Consider the following 20,556-nt stretch of genomic DNA (forward strand, 5'->3'; position numbering starts at 1 on the left):
GATCCTGACCACGGTGCCGATATGAAGCTGCGAGCGTAATTTCATCGAACCGCTATGCAACTGAACCAGGGACTTGGCGATGGCGAGGCCCAGACCGGAGCCGTGATAGCTCTTGGTCAACTGGCTTTCGACCTGTTCGAAGGGGCAGCCGAGGCGGGCGAGGGCCTCCTTCGGGATACCGATGCCGGTGTCGGCAATCGTCACCATCACCCTGTCTCCGATGATGCGGCTGCGCACCACGATGCGGCCGCCATCGGGAGTGAACTTCACCGCGTTTGACAGAAGATTGACGAGAATCTGCTTCATAGCCCGGCGGTCGGCTACGATCGGAATGGCGCCGTCAATCCGGCTGTCGAGCGTCAGCCGCTTGCCATCCGCCCAGCTTGAGGCGACGCGCGTGGATTCGGAAACGGTTTCGGCGAGGTCGAGCTTCTCGGGGTCGAGCTTCATACGCCCGGCTTCGATCTTCGACATATCGAGGACATCGTTGATGACGTCCAGCAGGTAATTGCCGCTCGTCAGGATGTCCTGGCAGTATTCCTGATAGCGCCCGGAGCCGAGCGGGCCGAACATGCCGCGACCCATGACTTCGGAGAAGCCGATGATGGCGTTGAGCGGCGTGCGCAGCTCGTGACTCATATTGGCGAGGAATTTCGACTTGGTCTGGTTGGCTTCCTCGGCGCGGCGTTTCTCCTCGGCATATTTCTGCGCGAGGTCGGCCAACTCCCTGGCCTGTTGTTCGAGCGCCGCTTGCGAACGCTTGAGATCGACGACATAGGCCGTCAGCCGCAGATCGTTGTCCACCAGTCGCTGTTCGTGACGCTTGATCTGGGTAATGTCGGTCCCGACCGACACAAAGCCGCCGTCCTTGGTGCGGCGTTCGCTGATGTTCAGCCAGCTTCCGTCATTAAGCTGCGCTTCGAAGGTCCGCGAGCCCGGTGCGGAAATTTCGGTGTCGGCAACACGGGCGCGAATTTCCGGCATGTGTCCGACTTCGATCACCGTCTCATAAGGCGTGCCTGCGGTGACAGCCGAATCCGGCAGCTTGTGCAGACGCTGGAAGTGCGAGTTGCAGAGCACCAGCCGATTTTCCGAATCCCACAGGACGAATGCTTCCGGGATCGTCTCGATGGCGTCCCGCAGGCGCAGATCCGCTTCGACCGAGCGCGCCGCGAGGCTTTTCTGTTCGGTGATGTCGAGCGCGATGCCGATCAGATGGCAGCCGCCGTTGCTGCCGGCTTCGGTCAGTTCGCAACGCACACACAGCCAGATCCAGTGGCCGTCGGCGTGACGCATCCGGAAGGTCTGGTCGATATGGCTGATTTGCCCCGACAGCAATTGGTCGGCAATCGCCATCAGGTCGATGTCTTCGGAGTGCACCAGCGCGTTGACCTCGCCGAACGCGAGGAGGTCGTTGCGGCTCTCCAGCCCCAGCATGGTGAACATCGATTGCGACCAGAAGATGCGCCCTCGTGAAAGGTCCCAGTCCCACAATCCGCAGCGGCCCCGATTGAGCGCGGTGTCGATGCGGCCGCGAACGGCGTCGTTGATGAGGTCGCTTTCGCGCGCGCGGGTCGACTGCCAGTGGAAGGCGAAGCCCAGGATCAGCACCACAAAACCGGTGGTGGCCGACAGCGTGATCTGCAGCGCCGTGTCGGAACGCCACGAGGCTGCGTTCTGCGCCTGCATGACGATGACGCTGCCGGATGCTGTGTCCAGCGTGCGCTGGGCGGCCAGCGCCATGCGTCCGTCGGGCAATGGCAATTCGATCACGGCCTCGCCAGTATCGTTGAGTGCCTGAACTTGTGCGGGCGTGACAGCATCGAAGGCTGCGTCGTTGCTGCCATCGAGCGCAAGCTGCACGCCCTCTTGCCGGTCGAGACCGGTAATAAGGATGTGCCGGCCGGAGGCGCTGGCCCATGGCGGCACCAGGGCGGGCAGGGTGGATTGGAGTTTGGTCGCCGACAGCGCGCGATCGGGCCGCCGTGCCGCCAGATGGTCGATGCGTTCCTTCATCAAATCGGCGAGGGAAGCAATCTCGCGCGTCGTTGCGGCATGCTTCTGGCGGTTTTGGTCGAGCACCTGCACAAAGGCGCCGATCAGGATCGTTACGAGGAAGGCAATGATGAGGATAGGAACGGCGCGGCGAAGAAGCGGTTCGGCGATGAGGAGGCGATTATAAGCTGGTTGAGCTATCGACTGTGCCAATCCTTTGATCGAATCGGATTGGACACACGAACTCGTCGCGTGAACGCGCGCCATTAACAGCCCCCGGATTTGCCGTTTCCCCCTCCGAAAGCTGACGCGCAACTTGCTCTCGAATCGCAAGTTGATTTGAATCCAGTTTTCCCACGCTGTCGAGAGTCAACGAATCCTTAATCGAAAATAATTTTATCCAACGCTTCTTTTGGTGTCGCGAACGCCGATTTTTGAGTCCGAACCGAGAACGATCGGTGTCATGCGCTGCCGATAATGCGATTCATTGGGCTGTCGCGCGCGATCGCCGGCGACAATTTTGCGGCGAGGCGAGTGAGGGGCCATCGCGCGATTTCGGCTGTGGCGGTGCTGCGGTTTGCCTGTTTTGCATGCGTCCGGCCCGCCCTTACCGCAGGCCAGCCCTTGCAGCCTCGCGCGTTGCGGACATGCTGCGAGTTTGATATTCCGGTGGTCGAAAAGTCGTTCGGTGCGAAGTTGGCCTGAAGGCCCTTTATTCTTGAATCGAGGGGCGAACCTACGCAGCATCGGCCGAAGCCACCGGCTGGAGATGCACGCGTGAATCTGCACGAGTTTCAGGCAAAACAAATCCTGGCGGGCTATGGCCTGCCTTCTCCGGGCGGCAAGGTCGCCATCACCCCGGATCAGGCCGTCGCGATTTATAATGAGCTCGGCGGTGGTGCCGTCGCCGTGAAGGCGCAGGTCCACGCCGGTGGCCGCGCTCAGGCTGGCGGCGTCAAAATCGTCCATTCGGAGAAAGAGGCGAAGTCAGTCGCGGCCTCGCTCCTCGGCAAAAAGCTTGTAACCGCCCAGACTGGCCCGGCCGGGCGCGTGGTCCGGCGTATCTATATCGAGAAGGCTGTCGAGCCGGTGCGCGAACTGCATGTCGCGCTGCTGATCGACGGCTCCTCCGGTCATCTCACATTGTTCGGTAGCGCCCATGGCGGCGGCGACATCGAGGAGCGGGCTGCGCGCGGAGAGTTGCGGCTCGAACGCCTCGGCCTTGGCGACGGCTCCAAGCGCCTCGCGGATGAAGTGGCTGCCTTCGCAAGCAAGATACGTATCGACGGCGCATCCGTTCCGGCATTCGAGGCCATCGTCGATGGTCTGCGCCGCGCCTTTGTCGAGCTCGACGCCAGCCTGATCGAGATCAATCCGCTGGCGATGCTGCGCGATGGCAGCTTCCAGGCGCTCGACGTCAAGATGGTGCTGGAAGACAACGCCCTGTTCCGGCATCCCGACCTCACCGCCTTGCGCGACGAGGACGACATCGACCAGCGCGAGGTCGAGGCGCAGCGCCACCAGCTCAATTTCGTCAGCATGGACGGCAATATCGGCATCGTCGCCAACGGCGCAGGCCTGGGCCTTGCGAGTGTCGATCTGGTTTATGCGGCGAAGGGCAAGCCCGCGAACTTCATGGACATCCGCACCACCGCGACGAGCCTTGATGTGGCCTATGGCTTCGGCCTGCTGCTCGACAATCCTGCGACGCGCGCGATTTTCCTCAATGTCCATGGCGGCGGCATGCAGCCCTGTGACACCATCGCGGAAGGGCTTGGCATCGCCATGCGCCGCACCGGCCGCTCGTTGCCGGTGGTGGCGCGGCTTGCAGGCAACAACGCGGAATTCGCGCGCTCGCGCTTCGTCAATTTCGGTTGTCCGGTCATCGATTGCCCGGACATGTGGACCGCTGCGACCAAGGTGGTCGCCATTGCACAGAAGGGAGGATGAGGTGGCCATCCTCGTCGACAAGGATACCAAGGTTCTGTGCCAGGGCATGACCGGCTGGGCGGGTACGCATCATACCGCGCGCATGATGGAGTATGGTACCACGGTGGTCGCGGGCGTGACGCCGGGCAAGGGCGGCCGTTCGCATCTCAACCTGCCGGTATACGACACCGTCGCCAAGGCCAAGGCCGAGACAGAGGCCAATGCCAGCATGATCTTCGTGCCGCCGGCCAATGCAGCAGCCGCGATGATCGAGGCCATCGAGGCTGAGATACCGCTGATCGTGGCGGTCACCGAGCGCGTCCCCGCGCTCGACATGGTGCGCGTGCGTCAGGCGCTCAACGGCTCGAAGACCCGGCTGATCGGGCCCAATTCGCAGGGCATTCTCGCGCCGGAGATCTGCATGATCGGCGTGATGGCGACCGGCAGCGAGCGGCCCGGCAATGTCGGCATCGTCTCGCGCTCGGCCTCCCTGACAAGCGAAGTGGTGGCGCAGATTTCAAGCGAAGGCCTCGGGCAATCCACGACGGTGGGCGTCGGCGGCGATCCGATCCACGGCATGAGCATGCTTCAGTGCGTCGAGCTGTTTCTGGAAGATCCCGAAACCAAGGGCATCGTGCTGATCGGCGAGATCGGTGGTACCGAGGAGCAGGAAGTCGCCGAATATCTGCAAGGCCGCAAGGTGGCGAAGCCGGTGGTCGCGCTGATCGCCGGGCAGTACGCGCCGCCCGAGCGTCGTATGGGGCATTCCGGCACACTGACGATGTATGGGCGCGGCGATGCCAACAGCAAGATCGCGGCGCTGGAGCGGGCAGGCGTGCAGGTTGCGCCGAGTTCGCATCTCGTCGGCGCGACGATCCGTCAGGCGCTGCGACAGGTGAACTGAGCGCAGCGCTCAGTAGCTGCGGCCGTCGACCTGCTGGACGGGCAGGGCGTCGATATCGACGCCATCGAGACAACGCACGTTGATCGCCGCCATCTTCCGGCCATCCGGTGCCGTTCCGCGCGCGAACGACTGGATGCCGCATGTCGTGCAGAACAAATGATGGATGGCGTGCTTGTTGAAGGTGTATTCCGTGGTCGCATCCTCGCCCTTCAGGAGAGTGAAGGACTCGGCGGGTGCAAAGGCCAGCAGTGATCCAAGCCGTCCGCAGCGCGAGCAATTGCAGGCCATCACGCCGGCAAGATCGAGCTCCACTTCATATCGCACGTTGCCGCACTGGCAGCCGCCGCTGTAGGTCTTGGGCATGATTGTCCTCCCGCGTGAACCGGAGGCTGGTTAGCGCGCGAATGCTACCCGCTCAAGCGCGGTGCGGTGCCGCTCCGCCGATCGAGGACGTGATCTGCTCGGCTGCGCGCATCACCAGCGGGCCGAATTCGCCGAGCCGTTGCGATGTCAGCCGCACCGTCGGGCCTGAGATCGACACCGCCGCGATGGTTTCTCCCAACTCGTTATAGATGGGAGCTGCGATGCACCGCATGCCGGGCGTGCGCTCCTCGTCGTCGATCGCCCAACCGCGTTCGCGGCTCTCCGCCAGTTCCGTAAACAACTCCGCCGGATCGACGCGGGTTTTCTCCGTAAACCGTTGCAGGCCCTTTGAATAAAGGATCTGCTTCACGCGCGCTTCGGGAAAGCCTGCGAGGAGCGCCTTGCCGACGCCGGAGGCGTGCATCAGGCTGCGCGAGCCGGCGCGGAAGAAAGCGCGCAGCGTGTTGTGGCTTTCGATCTGCGAGATGAAAACCACCTCGCCATTATCCTCGATGCCGAGATTGATGGTCTCGCCGGTCTGCTCCATCAACTGGCGCATCACCTCGCGGCCCATCCCGGCGAGGCGGCGGTTGCGCAGGAAAGTCATGCCGGTCTTGAAGGCATCGACGCCGATCAGCCATAGCCCGCGCTCCTCGTCGTGCATCGCGAAGCGATGCGCCTCGAGCGTGAACAGGAGGCGGTGCACGGTGGAGGGAGCAAGGCCCGACCGTTGTGCGAGATCGGTCAGCGTCAGCCCGTCGGCCTCCGAGATCAGCCGCAGCAATGCAAGTCCACGGTCCAGCGCCTGGATCGATCCAGCTTTTGCGGGATTGAAGTTACGCGGCCGCCCTCGCTTGCGGTGGTCTACCGTGCTCATCCGATCTCAACTCCAAGCTATCTCTTGCTTCCTATATTACGGAAACATTTTTTATAATGAAATCCGATTAGTCGATTTATAAATTCAACTAATTGATATTATAAGAAAAAATATACATAGACAAAACTGGAAAAATATTCTGAAATGAGTTGACGACGGAAGCCTTTTGGCATTCTGTATACCAGATAGAAGAAATATTCAGGGAGATGCCGTTATGGCCCGTATGAGAGCAGTAGACGCCGCTGTTGCCGTTCTGGAGAAGGAAGGCATCGTTCAGGCGTTTGGCGTTCCGGGAGCGGCTATCAACCCGCTGTACTCGGCGATGAAAAAGAGCGGCGGGATCAAGCACGTGCTCGCTCGTCACGTCGAAGGCGCCTCTCACATGGCCGAGGGCTATACCCGCACCAAGCCCGGCAACATCGGCGTCTGCCTCGGTACCTCCGGTCCCGCCGGCACCGACATGATTACCGGCCTTTATTCGGCCAGCGCGGATTCGATTCCGATCCTTTGCGTCACCGGACAGGCGCCGCGCGCGCGCCTCTACAAGGAAGACTTCCAGGCCGTCGACATCGAGTCGATCGCCAAGCCCGTCACCAAATGGGCGGTGACGGTGCGCGAACCGGCTTTGGTGCCGCGCGTGTTCCAGCAGGCCTTCCACATCATGCGTTCGGGCCGTCCGGGTCCGGTGCTGATCGACTTGCCGTTCGACGTGCAGGTGGCCGAGATCGAATTCGACATCGAGACCTACGAGCCGCTGCCGGTCTACAAGCCGTCGGCGACCCGCAAGCAGATCGAGAAGGCGCTTGAGATGCTCAACGCCGCCGAGAAGCCGCTAATCGTCGCCGGTGGCGGCATCATCAGCGCCAACGCCTCTGACCTTCTGGTGCAGTTCGCCGAAACGCTGAACGTGCCTGTGATCCCGACCCTGATGGGGTGGGGCTCGATTCCCGACGACCACGTGCTGATGGCTGGCATGGTCGGCCTGCAGACCAGCCACCGCTATGGCAACAAGACCATGCTGGAGTCCGATTTCGTGCTCGGCATCGGCAATCGCTGGGCCAACCGCCACACCGGCTCGGTCGAGACCTACACCAAGGGCCGCAAGTTCGTTCACGTCGACATCGAGCCGACCCAGATCGGGCGCGTGTTCAATCCCGATTTCGGCATCGTTTCCGACGCCAAGGCGGCGCTAGAATTGTTTGTCGCGGTCGCGAAGGAATGGAAGAAGGCCGGCAAGCTCAAGGAGCGCCAGGCTTGGCCCGCCGCCTGTCAGGATCGCAAGCGCACCATGCTGCGCAAGAGCCATTACGACAACGTGCCGATCAAGCCGCAGCGCGTCTATGAGGAGATGAGCAAGGCGTTCGGCCGCGACACCTGCTACGTCAGCGTCATCGGCCTATCGCAGATCGCGGGCGGCCAGTTCCTCGGCGTCTACAAGCCGAACCACTGGATCAACGCCGGTCAGGCCGGTCCGCTCGGCTGGACGCTGCCCGCCGCTCTCGGCGTGCGTGCGGCCGATCCGGATCGTGAGATCGTGGCGCTGTCGGGCGACTACGACTTCCAGTTCCTGATCGAGGAGCTGGCGGTGGGCGCGCAGTTCAAGCTGCCCTACATCCACGTCCTCGTGAACAACTCCTATCTGGGCCTGATCCGCCAGTCGCAGCGCGGCTTCGACATGGATTATCAGGTGCAGCTCTCGTTCGACAACGTCAACACGCCCGAGATCGGCGAATACGGCGTCGACCACATCAAGGTCGCGGAAGGCCTCGGCTGCAAGGCAATCCGCGTGACCGATCCGAAGGATGCGCAGGCTGCGTTTGCGCAGGCCCGCAAGTGGATGAAGGAGTTCAGCGTGCCGGTGGTGGTCGAGTTCATTCTCGAGCGCGTGACCAACATCTCCATGGGCACCGAGATCGACAACGTCGTCGAGTTCGAGGAGGTCCTCGACCTTCCGCTTGACGAAGTGCCGGCAGGTAAGGGTAATCCTCGCAAGCTGCAGCCCGTCTAGGCTGCAGCGGCGATCCCGCAACCTGTCACAAACTGGAAATGAAGGAGGGCGCTTTGCCGCGCTTTGCAGCCAATCTCACGATGTTGTTCAACGAAGTCCCGTTCATGGAGCGCTTCGCCGCTGCGGCGAAGGCTGGCTTCAAGGGCGTTGAATACCTGTTTCCCTACGATTTCCCGGTCGAGGAGTTGGCCAAGCAGCTCTCGACGCACGGTCTGACGCAAGTTCTTCACAATCTGCCCGCGGGCGATTGGGGCAAGGGCGAGCGTGGCATCGCGATCTTCCCGGACCGCGTTGACGAGTTCAAGGCCGGTGTGACCAAGGCGATCGCTTACGCCAAGGCGCTGAAGTGCGGCCAGCTCAACTGCCTGGTCGGCGTGATGCCGCAGGGCGCTGACGCCAAGAAGCATCACGATACGCTGGTGTCGAACCTGAAGTTCGCGGCCTCCGCGCTGAAGAACGAAGGTATCAAGCTGTTGATCGAGCCGATCAACACCCGCGACATTCCGGGCTTCTTCCTGACCCATACCAAGCAGGCGATCGACATCATCGCCGAGGTCGGTTCGGACAACCTGTACGACCAGTACGATATTTATCACATGCAGATCATGGAGGGCGATCTGGCCCGCACGATCGAGGCCAACCTGGCCAAGATCGCGCACATCCAGCTTGCGGACAATCCGAACCGCAACGAGCCGGGCACGGGCGAGATCAACTATCCCTTCCTGTACGAGTTCATCGACAAGATCGGCTACAAGGGCTGGATCGGAGCCGAGTACAAGCCTAAGACCAACACGGTCGCAGGGCTTGGCTGGTTGCCGAAGTAAAAAGCCTGCCGCCATCCTCATAGAGATTAGGGAGTTTTTCGATGTCTAAGAAACTGGGCTTCATCGGATTGGGCACGATGGGTGCACCGATGGCCGGTCATCTGATCGCCGCCGGTCACGAGGTTCACCTCTACACCATCGAAGGTGTGCCGGCCGATCTCGCCAAGAAGGGCAAGGTTGCCAAGAGCGCCGCCGAGGTGGCGAAGAACGCCGACATCATCATCATCATGGTGCCGGATACGCCGCACGTTGAATCCGTGCTGTTCGGAGAGAACGGCGTCGCCGAGCATCTTGCCAAGGGCAAGATCGTCGTCGACATGAGCTCGATCTCGCCGATCGAAACCAAGAAGTTCGCCGCCAAGGTCGAGAAGCTTGGTGCGCGTTATCTCGATGCGCCGGTCTCCGGTGGCGAAGTTGGCGCCAAGGCTGCCTCGCTCACCATCATGGTCGGCGGTCATGACGAGGACTTCGCGACCGTGAAGCCGTACTTCGAGCTGATGGGCAAGAACATCACTCACGTCGGCGGCAACGGCGACGGCCAGACCACCAAGGTCGCAAACCAGATCATCGTCGCGCTGAACATCGAGGCGGTTGCGGAAGCGTTGATCTTCGCATCGAAGGCGGGCGCCGATCCGGCCAAGGTGCGTCAGGCGCTGATGGGTGGTTTTGCTTCCTCGCGCATTCTCGAAGTGCACGGCGAGCGCATGATCAAGCGCACGTTCGATCCGGGCTTCCGCATCGAGCTGCACCAGAAGGATCTCAACCTCGCGCTGCAGGGCGCCAAGGCACTCGGCGTGGCGTTGCCGAACACCGCGATGGCGCAAGAGCTGTTCAACACCTGTGCGGCCAATGGCGGCAAGGCGTGGGATCACTCCGGCATGGTGAAGGCGCTCGAGCTGATGGCCAACCACGCGGTCGCCGGCAAGAAGTAATTCGATATCGGACATCCGGGGCTCCGGCCCCGGATGTTCGCAGAACAATAATTTAGGAGGGGTCCATGAAAGTTTGTATTTTCGGTGCTGGCGCGATCGGCGGCTACATGGCCGTGATGATGAAACGTGGCGGCGTCGATGTTTCGCTTGTCGCGCGCGGACCCCACCTTGCCGCCATCAAGGCCAATGGCCTGAAGGTCGTGTTCAAGGACAAGGAGTTGTCGGCAGCCATGCCGGCGACCAACGATCCCAAGGAATTGGGCCCTCAGGATTACATCATCATCGCGCTGAAGGCGCATCAGGCCTGGGAGTCTGTCGATCAGCTCAAGCCGTTGCTCGGCCCGAATACGGTGGTCGTCACCGCGCAGAACGGCGTGCCGTGGTGGTATTTCTACGGTCTAGACGAGAAGTTCGCCGATCTGCGGCTCAAGAGCGTCGATCCCGGTAACCGCCAGTGGAATGCGATCGGTCCGCAGCGCGTGATTGGTGCGACCGTCTATCCGGCTACCGAAATCACCGAGCCGGGCGTCATCAAGCACATCTATGGCGACCAGTTCGGCCTCGGCGAGCCGAACCGCCAGCCTAGCGCGCGCCTGACCGAATTCGCCGATGCGCTCACCGCGGGCGGGCTGAAGCCACGCCTGTATGACGACATCCGCGACGACATCTGGATCAAGCTGTGGGGTAACCTGTGCTTCAATCCACTGTCGGCGCTGACTCATGCGACGCTCGACATCGTTGCGACCGATCCCGGCACGCGCGCTGTCGCCAAGAACATGATGCTTGAGGCCCAGCAAATCGGCCAGCACTTCGGCGCGCACTTCCGCGTCGACGTGGAGCGCCGCATCAACGGAGCCGCCGGTGTCGGCGCGCACCGCACCTCGATGCTGCAGGACCTCGACAAGAAGCGGCCGCTGGAGATCGATGCGCTCCTCACGTCGGTACAGGAGATGGGGCATCTGGCCAATGTGAAGACGCCGTATATCGATACGGTGCTGGCGCTGGTGCAACAGATGGGCCGCTCCAACGGCGTCTATCCGACTTTCCCGGAAGAAGTCCGCACCCCCGAAGCGGTCACGGCCTGATTTGATATTCCGTATGCCGGACACCCATCCGGCATACGGCGCCTCTCCCTGCGATCGTCCGTTTTCGCGCACGTGTCGTGCAGGATATATTTATTTGCAGCCTGAATCGGATTATCTGAAACCATGATCGTCCCCAAGATTATCCTGGCTGCTCACGGAAGGATTTGATGATGAGCCGTAATCGGCGCGCGAAGATTGTTGCGACGCTAGGCCCGGCGAGTTCCTCGCCTGAGATGATCCGCAAACTCTATGATGCCGGCGTCGATATGTTCCGGCTCAATTTCAGCCACGGCAGCCATGACGATCATCGCGCGCGCTATGAAGCGATCCGCGCGGTCGAGCGCGATGTCGGTACGCCGATCGCGATCCTGCAGGATTTGCAGGGTCCGAAAATCCGCCTTGGGCCGCTGGAAGGCGGCAAGCGCGAGCTGACCAATGGCAGCACGGTACGCTTTGTCTGCAGCGCGACCGCGAAGGGCAATGAATTGCCGCTGCCGCACAAGGAAGTGTTCGACGCCATCGTGCCGGGCAACCAGCTTCTGATCGATGACGGCAAGGTGCGCCTGTCGGCGACCGGGGTGGGCGAGGGTTATATCGAGGCCAAGGTGATTTCCGGCGGCATCGTCAGCGATCGCAAGGGCGTCAACCTGCCGGATACGATTTTGGCGTTGTCGCCGATCACCGAAAAGGATCGTGTCGATCTCGCCTTCGGTCTTGAACTCGGGGTGGACTGGGTCGCGTTCTCGTTCGTGCAGCGTGCCTCCGACCTGATCGAGGCGCACACGCTGGTCGGCGGACGTGCCGGTGTGATGTCGAAGATCGAAAAGCCGGCGGCGATGTCGGTGATCGAGGATATCGTGGCGCTGTCGGATTCCATCATGGTGGCACGCGGCGATCTCGGCGTGGAAATCCCGCCGGAAGACGTGCCGGGCGCGCAGAAGGATCTGGTGCGGTTGTGCCGCCTGGCGGGCAAGCCGGTCATCATCGCGACCCAGATGCTGGAGTCGATGATCTATACGCCGACGCCGACGCGCGCGGAATCCTCCGACGTCGCGACTGCGATCTATGATGGCTCCGATGCGGTGATGCTGTCGGCCGAATCCGCTTCGGGGCAGTTTCCGGTTCAGGCGGTCCAGACGATGGATCGCATCATCCGCCGCACCGAGCAGCACAAGGCCTATCGCAATATCGTCGAGGCTTTGCATCCGCAGGTTGAGCCGCTGCCGCAGCACGCGATCGCGGCGGCGGCCGCGGAAGTCGCCGATTCCATCGGTGCGGCCTGCATCGTGGCCTTCACCTCGAGCGGCGCCACCGCCTATCGGATCGCGCGCCAGCGCTCTCCGACGCCGATCCTAAGCGTGACGCCGAACGAATCCACCGCCCGCCAGCTTTCCTGGCTGTGGGGCTCGACGAGCATGCGTTCGGACGATATTTCATCGTATGACGAAATGGTGAGCCATGCGGTCCACCATGCCAAGGACAGCGGGCTTGCGAAGGACGGCGACTGCATCGTCGTGGTCGCGGGCGTGCCGTTCGGCAAGTCTGGCTCGACTAACAATCTGCGCGTCGTGACCGTCTGACCGGTCGCGATCGCCATAAAGCGTAAGAGTAGAGGAAACGATGACACAGTGGATTCGATATCGCGCGAACGGCAAGGTGGGCTTCGGCACGCTGAGCGGGGACACCATCGCCGAGCACAGCGGCGACATGTTCGCCTCGCCCAAGGCCACCGGACAGACGCTCAAGCTCGCGAGCGTCGAAGTGTTGCCGCCGTCCGAGCCGACCAAGGTGATCGCGCTGTGGAATAACTTCCGCGAACTCGCCGCCAAGCTGAAGCAGTCGATTCCGCCGGAGCCGCTTTATCTGATGAAGGCGAATTCCAGCATCTCATCGCCGAACACCACCATCAAGCGGCCGAAGTCCTATTCCGGCAAGGTCGTCTACGAGGGCGAGCTCGGTATCGTCATCGGCAAGACCTGCACCAATGCCTCGGAAGACGAAGCCGCGAAGGCGATCTTCGGCTACACCTGCGTCAATGATATCACGGCCGCGGAAATCATCTCGAAGGATGAAAGCTTCGCCCAGTGGGTGCGCGCCAAGAGCTTCGACGGGTTCGGCCCGTTCGGCCCGGTGATCGCGACCGGCATCGATCCCACCAAGGAATCGGTTCGCCTTGTCCTCAACGGCGCGGAGCGGCAGAACTACAAGCTCTCCGACATGATCTTCCCGCCGCACAAGCTCGTCAGCCTCCTGTCGCACGACATGACGCTGAACCCCGGCGACCTGATCTGCTGCGGCACCTCGATTGGTGTCGGTACGATGAAGGAGCCGACCAACACCATGGACGTGACGATCGAAGGCATTGGTACGCTCCACAACGTGTTTGCGAACTGACGGCCGGTTTTCGTCCAAGCACGATACAGTCACATTAAAAAGGCCGCCTGCGATCGCAGGCGGCCTTTTTTTGATTCAGAAAGTGGTCGGCTTATTCGAAGATGCCGTCGCTGTGGGCGGCCACGTAGTCGGCGAGGCCGAGCGTATGGTCGCGCGACAGGATCACGGCGCGCTCGGTGTCGCGCTTTTCGATCGCATCGATGATGCCCAAATGATCCACGATCGAACGCGAGGCGCGATCGTCGCGGCCGATGGTGATCTGGCGCAGGCCGCGCACATGCAGCAGGATCTGCTCGGTCATGTCGACCAGCACCTGCGAGCCCGACAGTTTCACGATGGTTTGGTGAAACAGGATGTTGGCCGAAGAATATTCGCTGAGGTGATCGGAAGGCTTGTGGCCGTCGTCAAACCCACGGAACAGGCGACGCAGGCCGGCAATGGCTTCATCGCTTGCGTGCAGGGTGGCGAGGCGGGCGGCCATGCTTTCCAGCGCGGCCCAGGCCTGGATCATGTCGATGACTTCGCGCTTGGTCTTTTTCAGGACCATCACGCCCTTGCGCGGCACCGATTTGACGAGACCCTCGTGCTCGAGCATCACGATGGCTTCCCGTACCGGAGTACGGCTGACGCCGAGCTGCTCGGAGAGTTGCCGTTCGTCGATCCATGCGGGCTCGGAGGACGCATAGATATCCATATCGAGGATAGCCTGCTTCAGAGCCTCGTAGGCGCGAGTTTTGAAAGTCTGCTCAGGTGCGAACCTACCCACCACCAGCTCGGGAGCCGGCTTTGACAGGGGTGCCCGCTGGGCAATTGGTTTCACACGTTCCATCCCGGTATTATCTGGCATATGTCCTGCCGTATGCCAGTAACTGGCGCTTCAGTGAGTTTTAGGGTCCGATTCCTATTCTAGAGGGTCTTGACCCATAAAACCAAGGCCCCAGAAGGGGCCTTGGTCAGTCTTTTTTAAGCGGTTCGCTTTGCTGGCTTATTCCCTTTCAGGAGTTCCACCAGCGTGCTTCCGAGCCGGGCCGGGGAGGCCGAGACCGCGATCCCGGCGGCTTCCATGGCCGCGATCTTCGATTCCGCGTCGCCCTTGCCGCCCGCCACGATGGCGCCGGCATGGCCCATACGGCGCCCGGGAGGGGCCGTACGGCCGGCAATGAAGCCAACCATCGGCTTCTTACGGCCGCGCTTGGCCTCGTCCTTGAGGAACTGGGCCGCGTCTTCCTCGGCGGAACCACCGATTTCACCGATCATGATGATCGATTCCGTCTTGTCGTCGGCGAGGAACATCTCCAGCACGTCGATAAACTCGGTGCCCTTGACCGGGTCGCCGCCGATGCCGACCGCCGTGGTCTGGCCAAAGCCGACCTGGGTGGTCTGGAACACGGCTTCGTAGGTCAGCGTGCCCGAACGGGACACGATGCCGACATTGCCCGGCTTGAAGATGTTGGTCGGCATGATGCCGATCTTGCACTCGCCTGCGGTCACGACGCCGGGGCAGTTGGGGCCCAGGAGGCGCGACTTCGAGCCGGAGAGGGCGCGCTTCACCCGCACCATGTCGAGCACCGGAATGCCCTCGGTGATGCAGACGATCAGCGGGATCTCCGCGTCGATGGCCTCGCAGATCGCGTCCGCAGCACCTGGCGGCGGAACGTAGACGACGGAGGCGTCCGCGCCGGTCTTGGCGCGGGCCTCGGCGACGCTGTCGAACACCGGCAGGCCGAGATGGGTCGAGCCGCCTTTGCCCGGCGAGGTGCCGCCGACCATCTTGGTGCCGTAAGCGATTGCCGCTTCGGAGTGGAAGGTTCCGTTCTTGCCGGTGAAGCCCTGGCAAATGACCTTCGTGTTTTTGTCGATCATAACTGACATTGGCTTACTTTCCCTTCACAGCCTTGACGATCTTCTGCGCGGCGTCGTCCAGATCGTCGGCTGGCAGAACGTTGAGGCCGCTTTCACGGATGATCTTCTTGCCTTCCTCGACGTTGGTACCTTCGAGGCGGACAACCAGCGGCACCTTCAGACCGACAGCCTTCACCGCGGCAACAACGCCGGCAGCGATGACGTCGCACTTCATGATGCCGCCGAAGATGTTGACGAGGATGCCCTTCACGTTCGGATCGGCAGTGATGATCTTGAACGCAGCGGTCACCTTCTCCTCGGAAGCGCCGCCACCGACGTCCAGGAAGTTGGCCGGGCTTTCGCCGTACAGCTTGATGATGTCGAGGGTCGCCATCGCAAGACCCGCGCCGTTCACCATGCAGCCGATGGTGCCATCGAGCGCGATGTAGGCGAGGTCGTACTTGGACGCTTCGATTTCCTTGGCGTCTTCCTCGGTCTCGTCACGCAGCGCCAGCACGTCAGGATGACGGTAGATGGCGTTGGAGTCGAACGACACCTTGGCGTCGAGGCAGCGCAGTTCGCCCTGCTTGGAGAGGATCAACGGATTGATCTCCAGCATCGACATGTCCTTGGCGACGAACGCCGCGTAGAGCTTGCTGACGAGGCTCTCGGCCTGCTTGGCCTGGTCGCCCTTCAGCTTCAGCGCCTGCGCGACCTTGCGGCCGTGGTGAGGCATGATGCCGGTCGCCGGATCGACCGAGAAGGTCACGATCTTCTCGGGGGTGTCGTGGGCGACCTTTTCGATGTCCATGCCGCCTTCGGTGGAAACCACGAAGGCGATACGGGAGGTCTCGCGGTCAACGAGGGCCGACAGGTAGAACTCCTTGTCGATGTCCGCGCCTTCCTCGAGATAGAGGCGGTTGACCTGCTTGCCCACGGGGCCGGTCTGCACCGTCACCAGGGTGGCGCCCAGCATCTGCTGGACGAAGGTCTTCACCTCGTCGACCGACTTTGCGAGCCGGACGCCGCCTTTGTCACCGGCAGAGGCTTCCTTGAACTTGCCCTTGCCGCGGCCGCCAGCGTGGATCTGGCTCTTGACCACCCACACCGGGCCGCCAAGTTCCTTGGCGGCAGCTTCGGCGTCGGAAGCCTTCAGGATCGGAATGCCCTTGGAAACGGGAACCCCGAATTCCTTCAGCACGGCTTTCGCTTGATACTCGTGGATATTCATTCGTCAGAACCCTTACTTGATGAGACCGGCGCCGCGCGCCCACTTGTACTTCGCACCGAGCACTTCCACCGGAAGCTCCGTCGAGTACGCGTAGGCAGGGATGCCATTCTGGTAGAGGTATTCGGAGGCTTCCTCGACTTCGACGTCGCCTGCCAGAGATGCGACCATCGGCTTCTCGAAGCCTTGGGCCTTCATCTCGTTCTTGATCTGCACCATGTTCTTCGCGAACACCATCGGCGGCGTCACGATCGTGTGCCAGTAGCCGAGGATCAGCGAGTGGATGCGATCGTCGGTGAGGCCGAGCTTCACGGTGTTGACGTAGGTGATCGGCGGCTCGCCACCGGTGATGTCGACCGGGTTACCGGACGCACCGAACGGCGGGATGAACTTGCGGAACGCCGCGTCGAGATCGGCAGGCATGGTCATCAGCGAGAGGCCGTTATCGACCACCGCGTCCGACAGCAGCACGCCCGAACCACCGGCACCCGTGATGATCAGGACGTTTTCGCCCTTCGGGGTCGGCAGCAACGGAACGCCGCGTGCGAACTCGAGGAGCTGGCGCAGCGAGCGGGCGCGGATCACGCCAGCCTGCTTGAAGACATCCTCGTAGATCTTGTCGTTGCCGGCGAGGGCGCCGGTGTGCGACGCCGCGGCCTTGGCGCCCGCGGAGGTGCGGCCACCCTTTAGCACGATAACCGGCTTCTTCTTGGACACGCGCCGGGCGGCATTCGCGAAAGCGCGGCCGTCCTTCAGGTCTTCGCAATGCATCGCGATGACGTTGGTGTTCTTGTCCTGCTCGAAGAAGGCGAGCAGATCGTCCTCGTCGATGTCCGACTTGTTGCCGAGACCGACGATCGCGGAGACACCCATCTTGGCTGAACGCGAGAAGCCGATGATCGCCATGCCGATGCCGCCGGACTGCGACGACAGCGCCGCCGAACCCTTGACGTCGAACGCGGTGCAGAAGGTCGCGCAGAGGTTGGCCGGGGTGTAGTAGAAGCCGTAAATGTTCGGCCCCATCAGGCGGATGTCGTACTGCTTGCCGATCTTGACGATCTCTTCCTGAAGCTCAGGCTCGTTGGCTTCGGCGAAGCCCGACGGAATGAGAACGGCGCCGGGGATCTTCTTCTCGCCGCACTCCTTCAGAGCGCCGGCAACGAACTTCGCCGGGATCGCGAACACCGCGACGTCGACTTCGCCGGGAATGTCCTTGACGCTCTTGTAGGCCTTGTGGCCGAGGATGTCGGCGGCCTTCGGGTGCACCGGATAGATGTTGCCCTTGTAGCCGCCGTTGATGAGGTTCTTCATCACGGAGTTGCCGATCTTGCCGTCTTCGGCAGAAGCGCCGATGACCGCAACCGACTTCGGCATCATGATGCGGTTCATCGCCGTGACGATTTCCGAATCCGGACGCGGAGCCGGCTTCGGCTTGTAGTTGAAGTCGACGACGATGCGCACGTCGGCGGCAATCGCGTCCTTCTTGGTGGCGAACACCGGGTTGAGGTCGAGCTCGACGATTTCGGGGAAGTCGGTCACGAGCTGCGAGACGCCGACGATGATGTTGGCCAGCGCGTCACGGTTCACGGCATCGCCGCCGCGAACGCCGTGCAGCATTTCCTTGGCCTGAATGCCGTCGAGCATCGACAGCGCATCTTCCTTGGTTGCGGGCGCCATGCGGAAGGTGATGTCCTTGAGCACTTCGACGAGAACGCCGCCGAGGCCGAAGGCCACGAGCTTGCCGAACGAATCGTCGGTGATCGAACCGATGATGACTTCGGTGCCGCCGGTCAGCATCTGCTGAACCTGGATGCCCTCGATCTTCGCGTCGGCCTTGTACTTCTTGGCGTTCGCCAGAATCTGGTCGTAGGCAGCCTTCGCAGCCGCGTCGTCCTTGACGCCGACCACGACACCGCCGGCTTCGGTCTTGTGCAGAATGTCGGGGGAGACGATCTTCATCACCACCGGATAACCCATGCCGCCTGCGAGCTTGGTCGCTTCGTCAGCGGACTTCGCCAGACCTTCGCCGGGGACGGCGATTCCATAGGCGTCACAAACCAGTTTGCCTTCCGGCGCAGTCAAGCTGTTGCGACCGTCGGCCTTGACCTTGTCAAGAACCTTGCGGACGGATGCTTTGTCGATTGCCATAAGTGAACTCCGATGTTTTCAACGTTGATCGTCGCGTCTGCCGGTGGCTACCGGCGTTGCTTCTTGTATCGAACGGGACGTTGCCGTCCGTTCAGATTGGTTTCCGAGGTTGATCCGCTGGCCGCTACGGCCATGTCAGAGCAATCGGCTTGTAATTCTTTCGCCGCCGCTTTTGCCGGGTGGCGTGGTCGTTTTCAAATGCTTTTGCCCGTTTGGCATTCCAAATATCAGGCGTGGCATACCGGATATTAGACATGCTTGATATCGGATTTGTCAAAGGCGGGAGCCCGCCGGAATTCCGGCGGGCCCGATTTTGATAGGGTTTTAAGCGGCCAACTGACCTGCGGCGTTTGGAAGCTGGCTGTTCATAACAACAGACTTGCGCCAGGGCTTCAACACCACAACGGCGAGCAGCGAGGCGAGGATGTTCGCACCTGCAGCAAGCAGGAAGACGCCATCCCAGCTACCCGTGGCCTGCTGCATGTAATTGCCGAACGGCACCAGAAGCGCCGCAAAGCCCTTCGCGGTGTAAAGCATACCCGCGTTGGTGGTTGCAAACTTCGAACCGAAGGTGTCGGTGCAGGCAGCGGGGAATAGGCTGTAAATTTCACCCCAGGCAAAGAACACGGTGCCGGTGAGAATCACGAACCACACCGGATCGTGGCCCCACATGTAAAGCGCCGCGATGCCGAGGCCTTCCAGGCCGAATGCGATGAACATGGTGTTCTCGCGGCCGATCTTGTCCGAGACCCAGCCGAAGGCCGGGCGGGTGAGGCCATTCAGCACGCGGTCGATTGTCGCTGCGAAGGTCACGGTGGTCATTGTCAGACCCATCAGGGTCACAGGCATGTTGGTGAGATGCCAGTCGGCAGCGATCGGCTTCAGGTTGGCAGTGACGAGCAGGCCGCCTGCGCCGACGATGACGAACATGAAATACATCAGCCAGAACACGCCGGTCTTGGCGACTTCGCTCGGGCCGTAGTCGCGGCGAGTCTGCTGGATGTTGGTGTTCACCACAGGCTGCGGCGCCTGGCCGGGCTTCGGCGCCATGATGAAGATCGCGAGGATCATGCAGATCACGCCCTGACCGATGCCGAAGTTGAAGAACGCAGCCTGGAAGCCGTCGTTCTTGATCATCGCCTGAATGGGAGCGACGGTGAGGGCAGAGCCAGCGCCGAAACCAGCAGCGGTGATGCCCGCGCAAAGGCCGCGCTTGTCCGGAAACCACTTCAGCGCGTTACCGACGCAAGTGCCGTACACGGCACCGGCGCCAACGCCAGCGATGATCTGGCCGATGTAGAAGCCGGTCAGCGACGTTGCGTAAGCATTGATAACCCAGCCGATGGCGCAGAAGGCGCCGCCCATCATGATGACGAGGCGCGGGCCGTATTTGTCGACGATCCAGCCTTCAACCGGCACGAGCCAGGTTTCGAACAGGACGAAAAGTGTGAAAGCCCACTGGATCGACGCGCGATCCCAGCCGAACTGCTTTTGGATGTCGGGGACGAAGAACGTCCATCCGTACTGAAGATTCGCGATCATCACCATGCAGCCGACGCCGATCGCTAGCTGAGTCCAGCGATAGCCGTCACTGACACGGGTGGCGCCATTACCTACCGATTCTGTCATAACATTCCTCCCAAAGCACCTTCTTTAGTCGAAGTGCGTAGGGTGATTTTGGTATATGATATGCCAATAGGCAAGAGGGTCGTGTTCAAAACTGCCTTGTTGTTCGCCGTTTTCGCAAATGCGAACTTGAGATCTGGACGAATACGTCCGCGTTACACATTATAATTACAGAAGAAATTTCCTCGTCCTTTTTTCTGGGGCGCGAAGGGCAGTCCTCGTGGATTCTGCATCGCAAAATTTCTGCTAGTCCCGGCATGTCGGAAGACATGTTTGCCGCGCGACATTTGGCCTGTCGCAAGGATTGGGCATGGTGACGCTTCCTCGTTGACAGTTGGTATTTAGTATGCCAATGAATTTTTCCAGCAACGATGGCGCATTTCATATGCGGTCTGTCGGAT

The 20,556-nt window shown here is 61.5% G+C and carries 15 protein-coding genes and 1 pseudogene; 8 read left to right on the forward strand and 8 right to left on the reverse strand.

What is annotated here, in order from left to right; genetic code table 11:
* Positions 1-2,262, reverse strand: a pseudogene (locus AFIDRAFT_RS09365) (PAS domain-containing sensor histidine kinase); the annotation flags it as partial.
* A 510-nt stretch (positions 2,263-2,772) separates the two neighbouring features.
* On the opposite strand from AFIDRAFT_RS09365, the gene sucC (AFIDRAFT_RS09375) reads away from it, so the two are divergent.
* Together sucC (AFIDRAFT_RS09375) and sucD (AFIDRAFT_RS09380) are read left to right on the forward strand one after the other, a co-directional pair.
* Complete coding sequence (gene sucC / locus AFIDRAFT_RS09375) at positions 2,773-3,945, forward strand: ADP-forming succinate--CoA ligase subunit beta (protein WP_009339075.1); 1,173 nt, start codon at positions 2,773-2,775, stop codon at positions 3,943-3,945.
* A 1-nt stretch (position 3,946) separates the two neighbouring features.
* Positions 3,947-4,828 carry a succinate--CoA ligase subunit alpha gene (gene sucD / locus AFIDRAFT_RS09380; RefSeq protein WP_009339078.1) on the forward strand — a complete coding sequence of 294 codons (882 nt, stop codon included), beginning with the start codon at positions 3,947-3,949 and terminating at the stop codon, positions 4,826-4,828.
* Positions 4,829-4,837: 9 nt separating this feature from the next.
* Here the strand turns inward: sucD (AFIDRAFT_RS09380) and AFIDRAFT_RS09385 are convergent, their stop codons facing one another.
* Both AFIDRAFT_RS09385 and bhcR read right to left on the reverse strand, forming a co-directional pair.
* Positions 4,838-5,191 carry a GFA family protein gene (locus AFIDRAFT_RS09385; protein ID WP_009339079.1) on the reverse strand — a complete coding sequence of 118 codons (354 nt, stop codon included), beginning with the start codon at positions 5,189-5,191 and terminating at the stop codon, positions 4,838-4,840.
* Positions 5,192-5,243: 52 nt separating this feature from the next.
* Complete coding sequence (bhcR, locus tag AFIDRAFT_RS09390; RefSeq protein ID WP_009339081.1) at positions 5,244-6,068, reverse strand: HTH-type transcriptional regulator BhcR; 825 nt, start codon at positions 6,066-6,068, stop codon at positions 5,244-5,246.
* A 214-nt stretch (positions 6,069-6,282) separates the two neighbouring features.
* Here bhcR and gcl point away from each other — a divergent pair, with 214 nt between their 5' ends.
* From gcl to AFIDRAFT_RS09420, 6 genes are all read left to right on the forward strand, one after another.
* Positions 6,283-8,076, forward strand: coding sequence for a glyoxylate carboligase (gcl, locus tag AFIDRAFT_RS09395; RefSeq protein WP_009339083.1), 1,794 nt, complete (start codon positions 6,283-6,285; stop codon positions 8,074-8,076).
* Between the two features lie 53 nt (positions 8,077-8,129).
* Positions 8,130-8,900 carry a hydroxypyruvate isomerase gene (hyi, locus tag AFIDRAFT_RS09400; RefSeq protein WP_009339086.1) on the forward strand — a complete coding sequence of 257 codons (771 nt, stop codon included), beginning with the start codon at positions 8,130-8,132 and terminating at the stop codon, positions 8,898-8,900.
* Positions 8,901-8,941: 41 nt separating this feature from the next.
* Positions 8,942-9,832, forward strand: coding sequence for a 2-hydroxy-3-oxopropionate reductase (gene glxR / locus AFIDRAFT_RS09405; protein ID WP_009339088.1), 891 nt, complete (start codon positions 8,942-8,944; stop codon positions 9,830-9,832).
* 65 nt (positions 9,833-9,897) lie between these two features.
* A complete protein-coding gene (locus AFIDRAFT_RS09410; RefSeq protein WP_009339090.1) occupies positions 9,898-10,917 on the forward strand; it encodes a 2-dehydropantoate 2-reductase in 1,020 nt (339 codons plus the stop codon).
* Between the two features lie 170 nt (positions 10,918-11,087).
* Entirely contained in the window at positions 11,088-12,497 is a 1,410-nt protein-coding gene (gene pyk / locus AFIDRAFT_RS09415) for a pyruvate kinase (RefSeq protein ID WP_009339092.1), read from the forward strand.
* A 40-nt stretch (positions 12,498-12,537) separates the two neighbouring features.
* Positions 12,538-13,311, forward strand: a complete 774-nt coding sequence (locus AFIDRAFT_RS09420) for a fumarylacetoacetate hydrolase family protein (protein ID WP_009339094.1) — start codon at positions 12,538-12,540, stop codon at positions 13,309-13,311.
* Positions 13,312-13,402: 91 nt separating this feature from the next.
* Here the strand turns inward: AFIDRAFT_RS09420 and AFIDRAFT_RS09425 are convergent, their stop codons facing one another.
* The 5 genes from AFIDRAFT_RS09425 to oxlT form a co-directional block, all read right to left on the reverse strand.
* Complete coding sequence (locus AFIDRAFT_RS09425) at positions 13,403-14,140, reverse strand: GntR family transcriptional regulator (protein ID WP_009339096.1); 738 nt, start codon at positions 14,138-14,140, stop codon at positions 13,403-13,405.
* Positions 14,141-14,274: 134 nt separating this feature from the next.
* On the reverse strand, positions 14,275-15,183 hold the full coding sequence (sucD, locus tag AFIDRAFT_RS09430; RefSeq protein WP_009339098.1) for a succinate--CoA ligase subunit alpha: 909 nt from the start codon (positions 15,181-15,183) through the stop codon (positions 14,275-14,277).
* 4 nt (positions 15,184-15,187) lie between these two features.
* Positions 15,188-16,384 carry an ADP-forming succinate--CoA ligase subunit beta gene (sucC, locus tag AFIDRAFT_RS09435; protein ID WP_009339100.1) on the reverse strand — a complete coding sequence of 399 codons (1,197 nt, stop codon included), beginning with the start codon at positions 16,382-16,384 and terminating at the stop codon, positions 15,188-15,190.
* Between the two features lie 12 nt (positions 16,385-16,396).
* On the reverse strand, positions 16,397-18,529 hold the full coding sequence (locus AFIDRAFT_RS09440) for an acetate--CoA ligase family protein (RefSeq protein WP_009339103.1): 2,133 nt from the start codon (positions 18,527-18,529) through the stop codon (positions 16,397-16,399).
* Between the two features lie 324 nt (positions 18,530-18,853).
* Positions 18,854-20,158 carry an oxalate/formate MFS antiporter gene (oxlT, locus tag AFIDRAFT_RS09445; protein ID WP_009339105.1) on the reverse strand — a complete coding sequence of 435 codons (1,305 nt, stop codon included), beginning with the start codon at positions 20,156-20,158 and terminating at the stop codon, positions 18,854-18,856.
* Positions 20,159-20,556 lie beyond the last annotated feature (398 nt).

The organism is Afipia sp. 1NLS2, assembly GCF_000178995.1.
In the GTDB taxonomy this organism is placed as follows: domain Bacteria; phylum Pseudomonadota; class Alphaproteobacteria; order Rhizobiales; family Xanthobacteraceae; genus Afipia.